Source organism: Paraburkholderia sp. NMBU_R16, assembly GCF_013282575.1.
Classification (GTDB): domain Bacteria; phylum Pseudomonadota; class Gammaproteobacteria; order Burkholderiales; family Burkholderiaceae; genus Trinickia.
This window is the reverse complement of sequence record NZ_JAAAYE010000022.1, coordinates 85,191-97,020: the sequence shown is the minus strand read 5'-3', so window position 1 is coordinate 97,020 and position 11,830 is coordinate 85,191. Positions and strand designations below refer to the sequence as shown.

The 11,830-nt window shown below is 62.6% G+C and carries 10 protein-coding genes; 5 read left to right on the top strand and 5 right to left on the bottom strand.

All coding sequences use genetic code 11. From position 1 onward, the window contains the following. Positions 1–14: 14 nt before the first annotated feature. From GWC77_RS13760 to GWC77_RS13740, 5 genes are all read right to left on the bottom strand, one after another. On the bottom strand, positions 15–833 hold the full coding sequence (locus GWC77_RS13760; protein ID WP_173257587.1) for an acetyltransferase: 819 nt from the start codon (positions 831–833) through the stop codon (positions 15–17). 57 nt (positions 834–890) lie between these two features. Beyond that, on the bottom strand, positions 891–2,225 hold the full coding sequence (locus GWC77_RS13755; RefSeq protein WP_173257585.1) for a nicotinate phosphoribosyltransferase: 1,335 nt from the start codon (positions 2,223–2,225) through the stop codon (positions 891–893). A 97-nt stretch (positions 2,226–2,322) separates the two neighbouring features. Further along, on the bottom strand, positions 2,323–3,273 hold the full coding sequence (locus GWC77_RS13750; protein WP_173257583.1) for a universal stress protein: 951 nt from the start codon (positions 3,271–3,273) through the stop codon (positions 2,323–2,325). A 153-nt stretch (positions 3,274–3,426) separates the two neighbouring features. Continuing rightward, on the bottom strand, positions 3,427–3,672 hold the full coding sequence (locus tag GWC77_RS13745) for a hypothetical protein (RefSeq protein ID WP_173257581.1): 246 nt from the start codon (positions 3,670–3,672) through the stop codon (positions 3,427–3,429). Positions 3,673–3,704: 32 nt separating this feature from the next. Then, on the bottom strand, positions 3,705–5,006 hold the full coding sequence (locus tag GWC77_RS13740) for an NRAMP family divalent metal transporter (protein WP_173257579.1): 1,302 nt from the start codon (positions 5,004–5,006) through the stop codon (positions 3,705–3,707). Between the two features lie 212 nt (positions 5,007–5,218). Here GWC77_RS13740 and GWC77_RS13735 point away from each other — a divergent pair, with 212 nt between their 5' ends. The 5 genes from GWC77_RS13735 to GWC77_RS13715 all read left to right on the top strand — a co-directional run bounded on the left by GWC77_RS13735 (position 5,219) and on the right by GWC77_RS13715 (position 11,823). Continuing rightward, positions 5,219–6,187, top strand: coding sequence for a nitroreductase family protein (locus tag GWC77_RS13735; protein WP_254366953.1), 969 nt, complete (start codon positions 5,219–5,221; stop codon positions 6,185–6,187). A gap of 333 nt (positions 6,188–6,520) precedes the next feature. After that, on the top strand, positions 6,521–6,721 hold the full coding sequence (locus GWC77_RS13730) for a hypothetical protein (protein WP_254366950.1): 201 nt from the start codon (positions 6,521–6,523) through the stop codon (positions 6,719–6,721). Positions 6,722–6,921: 200 nt separating this feature from the next. Continuing rightward, positions 6,922–8,208 carry an efflux RND transporter periplasmic adaptor subunit gene (locus GWC77_RS13725; protein ID WP_367949046.1) on the top strand — a complete coding sequence of 429 codons (1,287 nt, stop codon included), beginning with the start codon at positions 6,922–6,924 and terminating at the stop codon, positions 8,206–8,208. Positions 8,209–8,225: 17 nt separating this feature from the next. Further along, positions 8,226–10,331 carry an ABC transporter permease gene (locus tag GWC77_RS13720; protein WP_173257573.1) on the top strand — a complete coding sequence of 702 codons (2,106 nt, stop codon included), beginning with the start codon at positions 8,226–8,228 and terminating at the stop codon, positions 10,329–10,331. Next, positions 10,324–11,823, top strand: coding sequence for an efflux transporter outer membrane subunit (locus GWC77_RS13715; RefSeq protein WP_173257571.1), 1,500 nt, complete (start codon positions 10,324–10,326; stop codon positions 11,821–11,823). The genes GWC77_RS13720 and GWC77_RS13715 overlap by 8 nt, the downstream gene beginning before the upstream one ends. The last annotated feature ends 7 nt before the right edge of the window (positions 11,824–11,830 follow it).

Below are 11,830 nucleotides of genomic sequence, written 5' to 3'. Positions count from 1 at the left end.
TTGACGCGCTGCTCTCATCTTGTTTGACGCGCGGCAGCATAGCCACCCGCGGCGTCGCAAACGAGCACCGCATGGGCCAGTTTCGGCGCAGCATTGGCAAGCTCGTTCGCAAACGCCCCCTGTACACGCCAGGACCATGCAGCGTCGGGGAGCACGTGCAGCGCGCCACACTGCAGGACTACGTGAGGCAGGCATTGCCGCGCCCGCGCAAGATCGGCCTCGCGTTCTTCCGTCAAGGTCGGCACGAGCGGTTCGGCGGCGATGAATTCGAACGCGTTCGAATACGGCCGCAGCGCTTCATACAATTTGTCCGGCGCGATCAGCAGGTCCGCCTCGGTGCGGCCGTAGCCGTTATAGTTGAGTGCCTCTCCGAGTGAACGCAATTGCTGCGTTTGCCCGGCGCTCAAACCGGCAGATTGCGCGAGCACATGCGCGGGCGCGACCAGATTGTCGCCAAAGGCCGCGGCAATCGCCCAGAGATGATGCCGTCCGGACAGATGTCGGTCGACGAGGATACTCGTGCACACGTCCGGCGACGTATCGATATGCGCAATCAGTCCGCCATGTGTGGGAATCGTGCCGGCAAAGTGATGATCGAAATACTCGACGCGAACACCTCGTTCGAGCAGCGAGTTCAGCGCAGTGCGGTTCGCATCCAGCGAAATGTCCAGCACCGTTATGGAATCGCCATGCCGCGCGTTCGCCCGCGCGAGCAGGCTGACATCGTGCTTGGGGCCGGTGATGAGTTTCGCCGGCATCGGCGCGGCGAGCCGCAACTGATGCAGCGCACAGATGCCGTCGGCATCGCCGTTGAAAACGTCGAAATGTGCCATGGCCGATTCATGCCTCAACCGACATCACAGGCCTGCATGCGCCGGCCCGGCGCGCAACTATTGCGCATCCAAACGAAGTGCGAGATTCCTCAACGGCTCCGAAGCGTCGGCACGAAACGGAACCGCCGACTCGAGATCGAGCAGAGAATCGGGCAGCAGATCGAGTTGCTGGCGCGCATATTCTCGCGCCGATTCGAGGCGCACGGGTGGCTTCGTCCGCGCGCCGTCGCTCATCGCCGGCTCCAACAGTTCTTTGCCCGCGTGCCGCTCTCCAGCAAGTGCAATGCAATCGCTTGCCAGTCGCCCCTCGGCGTCGAGCCGGCGAAACACCTGCTTGCGGCCCGGCCACGTCGCCTTCCCTTCTGAGCGCTTGCGGCGTGGTTTGCCGGCGTACTCCGTCAGCTTGTACGCGCAGTCCAGGTAAGGTGCATCCGCTGAGGTGTTCATTCGCGTTCCCACCCCAAAACCATCGATCGGCGCCTGAGCGCTCATCAAATCGCGTAGCCGGTACTCGTCCAGATTTCCGCTCGCGAAGATCGTGATCTGGCGGAGTCCCGCATCGTCGAGAATCGCCCGCACCTTGCACGCGTGCACCCCGAGATCGCCGCTGTCGAGGCGCACGCCTTTGACGGCAAGCCCCTCGCGTTCGAGCGCGCGTGCAAGCGCTGCGACTTTGCGCGCGGCGGCCTCCGTGTCGTAGGTGTCGATCAGAAGTATCGCGTTGTCGGGCTGCGAGCGAACGAAATGCTCGAATGCCTGTGTTTCCTCGTCGTGCGCCTGCACGTAGGAATGCGCCATCGTCCCATACAAGGGGATCCCGAAGCGCAGACCTGCCAGCAACGTCGCCGTGCCCGCAAAGCCCGCGAGATAGCTCGACCGTGCAGACAGCAGCGCCGCTTCCGCACCGTGCGCGCGGCGCAAGCCGAAGTCGACGAGCAGTTTTCCGGGCGCCGCAAGCACGCAGCGCGCCGCCTTGCTCGCGACGACCGTTTCAAAATGCATGAGATTGATGATGCGGCTTTCGATCAATTGAGCTTCGCGCAACGGCGCGGTGACGCGCAAGATCGGCTCGTCGGGGAAAAACACCGTCCCCTCCGGCATCGCATGCACAGAGCCGGTGAAGCGCAGCGTTTCGAGTGAGGCAAGAAACCTGGCAGTGAAGCGCCCGGTGCGCGCGAGCGCCTCGATATCCGGCGCGTCGAAATGCAAACCGCCGAGATAGTCGAGCACCTGTTCCAACCCGGCTGCCATCAGGAAATTTCGATCCGCCGGCAGTTTTCGCACGAAGAGCTCAAACGTGGCGCTGTCGTTCATGGCGCAATCGAAGTAGGCCTGCAGCATCGTTAGTTCGTATAGGTCCGTGAGCAGCACGCTCTCGCAAGATCGATTCATCGTGCATCCTTCCTCTTTTGCAGAACCGCTCGCTCACCAAGAATGCGTGCAATCGATATTCTGCAAACGTCTGCACAGGTCGTGATTCGCCGATGGATCACGCCTTTAGCGCATGGACGAGCAGAAGTGGAATCTCGGAAAGTTGCGCTACGCGCCCTGCGACCGTGCCCAGCATCCAGCGAGCCACGCCGCGTCGCCCATGCGTCCCCATTACGATCAAATCGGCCTGCCAATGGCCGGCCTCCCGAACGATCGCGTGGGCAACGTCGTCGTCGGTGCGGGCTGTCCTGATAAGTGCCGTGCTCGATCGTCCTGATACGCCAGCGAGAATCGGCTCTGCTTGCGCAATTGCACGGGTGCCTTCGTCAACGAAGCCGGCCTCGAGCGCATCGATAGGTACGAAGTCGCCCAAGCGCACCGCGCGATCGACCACATAGACGGCCCGGACATGGGCGTCATGTGTCGCGAACCGGACGCCGTAATGCAGCGCCGCCATTGCCTGACGGCTGCCATCCACCGCGTATAAAATGCGCTCCGGCGGGCGATCGGCCTTGACCGTATAGGCCGCGGGCACGATCAGAATCGGGCAGCGGGAAAGTTTTGCCAAGGGCTCGGAGATAGTGCCTTCGATCCAACGCAGCAAACCGTGGTGTTGCCGGGTCCCAACCACGAGCAGCTCCGCCTGCCACGTGTCGGCCGCTTCGATGAGCGCGTGGACGACATCGCCGCCGTGCGTCGAGAGATCGATCGCATCCGTTTCGACGCGGATGTTGCATTTGGCGAAGGCCTCGCTCGCGACGGCCAGCGCGTCGGCCGCGTCGCGCAACAATTCAGCGCGCGCTGAACCTAGCGCTTCGCCGACGAACGAACCCGTCGGAACGAGCGTGCGAGGGTTTTCGGCGACACTCACGAGACGAACCGTGCCGCCCTGCGCAACGATAGTTCGTGCATAAGCGACGGCCTGCCGCGATGCCGCAGACGAATCGACCGCAATGAGAACTTTGCCGGGTAGCGTTGAAGTCGGGCTGCTTGAAGTCGACGTGTTCATGGTTCGCCCTTTGCGAATGGGTGTGAGGTCTCTCTCGTCTACTGGAATTCTGTGGGTCGGCGACGTCTCGTCGTTTGATGGAGGTCAAAGCCGATGTGATAACTGTATTACCCGAGTGACGATCGCAATACTCGATGCGCACGCCTCGTCGCGCTATAGATGAATGGAGTGCGCCATCTTCTGTTCGATCCAAATCATCCCTTCCCGCAATCCTTCGAGCACGGCCTCGCGCTCCGTGCCGAATACCCTGTGATGCTTGAAGCAGTGCTCGAATTTGCCGTTCGGATCGGCGTGGTCGACGTGATCGACGTGGATCGTGCAGACGAAACCGCCCGAAGCAGGCTGGACATCCGCCGAGACGGACCAATCGTGCTCGTTGACTTTACCTGACACCGTCATGATGAATACCTCGACTTGAAAGAACTGCCGCCCTACCGGGGCAGCAGCATTGCCACCGCCGCCGCGCCCATCACTGCCGTCGCGATCCAGCCAAGAACGATCAGAAAACGACTCGCGGTGAAAGCGCCCATCACCGACTTCTTCGAAACCAGCATGATGATGACCACCATCAACGGCACGGCGACCACACCGTTGATGACAGCACTCCAGAAGAGCGCCTTCATCGGGCTGATCGGCGAGTACTGGATACCCAGCGCCGCAAGCACGCTAACGGCAATGATGGCGTAGAAGCCCCGCGCGTCGTTCACGTTGCGTTCAAGCCCCTCTTTCCAGCCCATCGCCTCGGAAAGCGCATAGGCTCCCGATCCGGCCAACACGGGTACCCCGATCAGGCCGACCCCGAGAATGCCGAGGGCAAAGAGGAGATAAGCAAACTCGCCGGCCAGCGGGCGCAACGCGCTGGCTGCCTGCGCTGCAGTCGAGATGTCGGTGACGCCGGCCGCATGCAGCGTGACCGCGGTCGCCAGGATGATGAAATAGGCGGTGACGTCGGAGTAGAGCATGCCGCTCCATGTATCCCACCTGATTCGTCGAAGTTCCACGACGGCGGAACGCGGGTCTCGCAGGAGCGCCTCACTGCCGCGGCGTGCCGCCATGTCCTCGACTTCCTCGGATGCCTGCCAAAAAAAGAGATATGGGCTGATGGTCGTACCGAACACACCGACGACCACCGCTGCGGCGTTTGCGTCCAGTGTGAATCTGGGCCACAGTGTACGAACCGCAACCTGGCTCCATGGAACATCGACGGCGATCAGTACCGCTGCATAGGCGAGCAGCGAGACCGTCAGCCACTTCAGGAAGAAGACGTAGCGATGATAGGGGACGAACATCTGCAGTAAAAGCGTACCGAACACGAAGCATGCCGTCATCAGATGGCGGTCGACGCCGCTGACCAGTTCCGCGACCTCCCCCATGGCAGCGACGTCGGCGGCAATGTTCAGAGTATTGGCGACGAGCAGCAGCAGCACGACGCCCCGAAGCACGATGGGCGGAAACGCAGACTTGATGTTGGCGGCAAGTCCTATGCCGGTCACCCGGCCGAGATTCGCGCACATCGACTGAACGGCAGCCATCAACGGGAACGCCAATGGCATCGTCCACAGCATGTTGAAGCCGAATTGAGCGCCCGCCTGGGAATAGGTCGCGATGCCGCTTGGATCGTCGTCAGCGACCCCGGTGATCAGTCCCGGCCCGATCCGTGACAAGGGGTGCTCCTTCAGACGCTCCCAAAGCCCCCGAAAGGCGTTGACGCATGGCGCTTGGTCGATGTTCATTTACCGATTCCATTAATGGAAACGAGCGTGCCACCTGTCACCCCTTCTTTCTTTGATCGACCTCAAGTTATGCCTCGACCGGACGCCCAGAATTCGAATAGCGGGAATTTCCATATATCCGAACAACGCATCCGAGGAGAAAAATCATGAACCGTGGTGCGCAAGGCGGCGCGCGCGATGCAAGCGAACATCGGCTCGAACCGCAAATCAGCATGGCGAAGAAGCTGGACGCCACGCTTCGAGCGGCCGTGCAAGCTCCGTCGAGCCATAACTCGCAACCGTGGCATTTCGTCGTCGACGACGAGTCGATCACGCTGTGCGCCGACCGTACCCGCGCCCTGCCCGTCGTCGATCCGTTCGATCGCGAGTTGATCATCAGTTGCGGAGCGGCCCTCTTCAACCTGCGCGTGGCGCTGAATCACTTCGGCCTCGCCTACGAAATCAGTTTGTTTCCGTCCGAAGTCGATCCCGACGTCCTTGCCCGGCTACGATTGCATGCGGGCACGCTTTCCGATCCCACACTGGAGCGCTTGTTTGGGGCGATCGCCAGGCGCGCCACGACTCGCAAGCCCTTTGCCCGCACGCCGGTGACAGCTACCTCGCAGCGCTACCTGATCGAAGCGGGTGAAGCGGAGGGAGCGCACGTCGTCTGCATCGACCAAATGGCGCAGCGCGACCGAATCGCGGAACTGATCGCCGAGGCGGATGCCCTGCAATTCGCCGATCCGCGCTTCAGACGCGAACTGGCGTGCTGGATACATCCGCAGCGCGCCAGCGACGGCATGCCGGCCGAGGCCGCGGGGATGGCGGCCTTGCTCGATTTCGCGGTACCGATCGCCACGTCTGCGATTCGCACGTTCGATCTGGGCGGTGGCGCAGCCGCCATGCATCACGAGCTCATTGCCGGTACGCCGCTCATCGTCGTCATCGGCACCGACAGCGATGGCCGCGAAGCTTGGCTCGCGGCGGGCCAAGCGCTGGAGCGCGTGTTGTTGACCGCGGCAAATGGCGGGTTGAGTGTGTCGTACTTGAACCAGCCGATCGAGGCCGCGGCGCTTCGCGAGCGACTGCGCACGATCGCCAGCATGGACGCTCAGCCGCAGTTGCTGCTGCGAATCGGTTATGGGCCCGAAGTGACAGAACGTGCACCGCGCCGGCCACTTGACGACGTTCTATGGTGATGTGGCGATCGAGCGGCGCGTGGGCGGATCCCGTCACCGCATGTCGTCATTGGAAGGCGGCCTGCCTATCGCGCGTTGTCCAAGGCATCGTGTTCCCCTCTGCGCAAATGCTATCGGCACGCGATCAATGTAGTGACTGTCTCGCCACACCGGCTTGATTTGCGTCAATCCAGTTTGCAGGGCGCGCGCGTAGGATAAAAGCCTCGCGTCGCAATCGCCTGCAACGCCAATCCCATGCAAACCATTCCTTGCTGCGAACCCTGCGCTGAAGAATGAAGGTTCCCCGGCGCGATTCTTGATCCTGCTCCATCGCGGCAGACAGGAAGGAGACGAATGATGCTGAGCCTTCACGAGGTCGCTGCGCTATTGCTGGTCAAGGACGGGCATGCGCTGAAACAGATCGATCGCGCCGAGTTGGACATGCTGTATGAGCACGAACTGATCACGCTCGAAAACCGCGAGAGCACTGACATCCGCGCACGCGTGACGTACCGCGGCGAGTCGATGCTGCGGGCGATCGGAAGAAACCGCTAGCCGGCGGCGGCACGAGCGCAGGCGGATTGTCATCGAACTTGCCGGTTGGAATTCGCCGGTTATGTCGGGAAAGCAGGCGCGTTGACGTCGATCAATGGCCAGCCTCATCCGCAGCGCAATATCTCCTCATCGAACGGAGCACGCGTCGCGCCGCCACGCGGCCGCGCGGCGTGCGCGACAACCGTCTGGAGATCATGGACGTGGCTGAAACCACGAAGACCACCCCGTTGCCGCCGCTGCGCAAAAGCGAGGCGCCAGCCGGTTCGAAACCGGTCGTGTCGTACAAATGGCACCTCGCCATCTGGCTGGCGGTCGTCGCTGTCTGTCTGGCAGGAGGCGGTGCAGCCTGGTGGCTCATGCGCACGGCGGTGCCCGTCCACTATGTCAGCCTCCCTGTCACGCGCGGCAACGTAACGCGTTCCGTAACGGCAACTGGAACTGTGAATCCGGTTCTGACCATCATCATTGGCAGTTACGTATCAGGTGTCATCCAGAGTCAGTACTGCGATTTCAATACACGGGTACACAAAGGGCAGGTCTGCGCGAAAATCGACCCGCGTCCTTATCAGACGATCGTCGATCAGCACAAAGCCGATCTTCTCAACGCCCGGGCACAGCTGATCAAGGATCAGGCGGCACTCGCCTATGCGAAGGTCGCGTATGAGCGGGACGCGGCGTTACTGACCCGCGGCATCGTTTCGCAGGATACGGTGGACAACGCCAAAAGCATCTACGGTCAGGCTGTTGCGCAAATCGCGGTCGACAGGTCGATCATCGAGCAGCGAGCCGCAGCGCTCGAATCCGCACAGGTGAATCTCGACTACACGAACATCGTCTCGCCGGTGGATGGGACCGTCGTCTCACGCAACGTTACGATTGGACAGACGGTCGCCGCGAGCTTTCAGACACCCACGCTCTTTCTCATTGCGACGGACCTCACGCAGATGGAGGTCGATACGAACGTGAGCGAAAGCGACGTGGGCGGGGTACGCGAGGGCGACAAGGCGTCGTTCACCGTGGAGGCCTATCCGAAGCGGTCATTCGAAGGGAAAGTCGTGCAAGTCCGGCAGGCTCCGCAGACCGTTCAGAATGTCGTCACCTATGACGTCGTGATCGGCGCGGCCAACGAGGCGCTCCTGCTCAAACCGGGGATGACGGCTACGACACGCATCGTCATCGAACAGCGTGAAAACGTAGTTCGTGTGCCCGATCAAGCGCTGCGGTTCTCGCCTGCGGGTGTCGCCAAGGCATCGAGTAGCCCGGCTGGCGCACCGCTCTCACAGGCGGGCGCGGGCACCGCCCGCGTCTGGGTACTGCGCGACGGACACCCGGTATCGGTCGTGATCAGGACGGGGCTCGACGACGACACGCACACTGAAGTTCTAGCCGGCTCCCTGAAGCCTGGCGACCTGGCGATCGTAGCGGAACAGCATGACACGGCGACGGAATCGGGCGCCGCGTCGGGTCCGCGGCTGTTCCGCTTCTAACGCTGCGGTGTGCGGCCATGACAGAGCCCGTCATCGAGATCGAGAACGTAACGAGAGTGTATGCGCTCGGGGACGTGCAAATGCGCGCGCTCGATGGCGTGAGCCTCACGATCGCGCAAGGCGAATTCGTCGCGATCATGGGCTCCTCGGGCTCGGGCAAGTCGACGCTGATGAACATTCTCGGCTGCCTCGACAGACCGACGAGCGGACGCTATATCTTCGAAAAAGTGGACACCGCAACGCTACCCGAGCCGGCGCTTGCACGAATCCGTAGCGAACGGATCGGGTTCGTATTCCAGAGTTTTAATCTACTGGCGCGCACGAGCGCCATCGAGAACGTCGCCCTGCCGCTCTTTTACGCGGCGTCCGGACCGGCGCGGCGCGCCGAGCGATTCCAACGCGCGCGCGAAGCGTTGCATTTCGTCGGGCTGGCCGACAGGGAGCGCAACACTCCGGGGCAGCTATCGGGCGGTCAGCAGCAGCGCGTCGCCATCGCACGCGCGCTGATCAGCAGCCCGGCAATTCTGCTCGCTGACGAGCCGACCGGCAACCTCGATACGAAAACATCGCACGAAATCATGGAGATGTTGCGCTCGCTGAATCGCGACCACGGCGTGACGATCGTCGTAGTCACCCATGAACGGGACATCGCAGACTACACGGATCGGGTCGTGACCATGCGTGACGGGCGCATCGTCACCGACGAGCAGCGTCGCTCGATGTCGCGACCGGACCAGCTATCGGCCTCGGCAGATCTGTCGTTCAGCACGCAAGAAAAGGCAACCTCCGACACCGCTGCGCTGGCCGATCCCATTCTCGGGTTCGCCTCGATGATCGTCCTCGCAGCAGCGCAGGCGCTCGGCCGCAACAAGATGCGCGCGGCGCTCACGATGCTCGGTGTGTTCATCGGCGTCGCGGCCTTGATTGCGATGGTGGCCGTCGGGCAAGGCGCGAACGAGGCTGTCAAGAAGCAGATCGAAAGCCTCGGCACCAATCTTCTGATCGTCTTGCCCGGTGCAACGACGGCGAGCGGTGTCCGCTCCGGCAGCGGAAGCGCATCGACACTCACCGTCAGCGACGCCCAGGCCATTCGCCGCGAAGACCCTGCAGTTGCCGCAGTCAGTTACCTGATTCGGCAGATCGGACAGGTGCAATACAGCAGCCAGAACTGGTCGACGAGTATTCAGGGCATCGCGCCAGCCTATCTGCAGACCGCCAACTGGCGCATCGCAGCAGGCCGGCCCATTACCGTCGATGATGAACGCAACGCATCGATGGTCGCGCTGATCGGCCAGACGGTCTACCAGCAGTTGTTCGGCGCCGCCGAAAATCCCGTGGGCGCGATGCTGCTGGTCAAGGGCACCCCGGTCCGAGTGATCGGCCTGCTCGCCGGCAAGGGACAGAGCACTTATGGGCAGGACCAGGACGACGTTCTGATGATCCCATTCACCGCCGCCGAGCAAAAAGTGCTGGGCGTAGCCGTGCCCAGCCAGGTGCAGACCGCGGCGAACTCGCATTTCCCGCCTCCAACCGACCCGTACGGTCGTCCGCCCCGGCTGACCGGCTTCGTCAATCAGATCTATGTGCAAGCCGTGAGTCCCCAGCAGGTACAGTTAGCGATCGGACAGGTAAGTGAAACGCTACGCCGTCGCCACCACATCCGGGCACAGGACACGAGTGACTTCGCCGTGCGCAATCTGAGTCAGATTGCCGAAACCGCCGAAGGAAGCAGTCATATCATGGCCATGCTCCTCGCCACCGTCGCCTCGATCTCGCTTCTCGTAGGCGGCATCGGGATCATGAATATCCTGCTGGTTTCGGTGACGGAGCGCACGCGCGAGATCGGCCTGCGCATGGCCATCGGAGCGCGCCGATTGCATGTGCTTCTGCAATTCCTGGTCGAAGCCGTCTTCCTGAGCGTGACGGGCGGTTTCGCCGGCATGGTATTCGGCGTCGTTGCCTCCGAACTCATCACGGTGGTCGCGCATTGGCCGACGGTACTCTCGTCAGCGGCCGTGATCGGCGGCTTTGCGTTTTCGGCGGCCGTAGGGATCTTTTTCGGCTATTACCCGGCGAGGAAGGCCTCCCGGCTCGATCCGATCGAGGCACTGCGCTATGAGTAGCCGGCCGTCAACCTGCATCGGCGCCTGTTGGGCCCACAGACGCTGGGTCTTGCCGGTGGTGCTGGCGAGCCTCGCCGGCTGCGTCGTCGGGCCGGATTATTCGCGGCCAGTACCGTCGCCCACTGCGGGATACACGCGCTCGCCGCTCATGCTGCCATCGGCGGGAAGAACGGACGTCCAACAGCACATCGTGCCCGGCGAACAGATATCGGGCCGATGGTGGACGCTGTTCCAATCGCGAGAGCTCGATGACACGATGACGATGGCGCTCGCCGGCAGCCCGACGCTCGACACGGCACGCGCCACGCTGGCCGAAGCACGACAGGCCATCGCCGCGGCGCGCGGCGGACACTATCCTCAAATCGATCTCGGAGCAAGCGTTGCGCGGGCACGCGTGACCGCTGGATCGAACAGACGATCGAATTCCCGTGTCGAGAATCTGTTCAGCATCGGACCCACGGTGAGCTTCGACGCCGATCTCTTTGGCCGCGTCCCGCGCCAGATCGAGGAGCAGATCGCGCTCGCTCAGGTCGCGCAATACGAACTTGCCGCAGCCTGGCTCACGCTTACGGGCAACGCAGTAATACAGGCGGTCGACATCGCGTCCGCACGCGAGCAGATTCGCGCGGTCGAGGACATCATCTCCGTCGATGAACACAATCTGGAACTGGTGCGAATCGAACGCGAAGCAGGCAAAGCGGCGACGACCGATGTACTCAGTGCACAAAGCCAGCTAGCCGCTGATCGTACGCTGCTGCCACCGCTCGAGCAGCAATTGAGCGAGGCCAGCGATGCACTTACGATCCTCGTCGGCAAGACCCCTGCCGAGTGGACGCCGCCGCGTTTCGACCTCGAGCGGCTTTATCTGCCGAACGCCCTGCCGGTCACCGTACCTTCCCGGTTCGTGCGCGATCGGCCGGACATCCTCGCCGCCGAGGCTCGACTGCACGCGGCAAACGCAGCCATCGGCGTCGCGACCGCCCAGCTTTACCCCAACATCGCACTGACTGCTTCCTGGACGCAGGCGGCCGGTACGGTCGGCGAACTGTTCGATCGCTCGAGCGGGTTGTGGAGTGTGGCGGGCGGCTTGACCGCGCCGCTCTTTCACGGCGGCACGCTCAAGGCACAACGACAGGAAGCGGTCGATGCCTTCGCGGCGCAGCTCGGCATTTACAGGCAAACGGTACTGTCGGCCTTCGGCCAGGTCGCCGATACCCTGAGGGCGCTCGAACATGACGCCGCGGCGCTCGACGCGCAACGCAATGCACTGGATGCGGCGCAGGCATCGCTCGCGCTGTCGCAGGCAAGCTACCAGTATGGCCAGTCCAGTTTCATTCAGGTCCTGGAGGCTCAGCGCCTGTTCGGCCAGGCGCGTGTCGGTTATGCGAAATCAAAGGGACAACGGTACATCGATACCGCGCAGCTATTCGTCTCGATGGGTGGCGGGTGGCAATCCTGGGACGATCCGGCGATGCGTCCGTCCGCGCACTGAAAGCGAT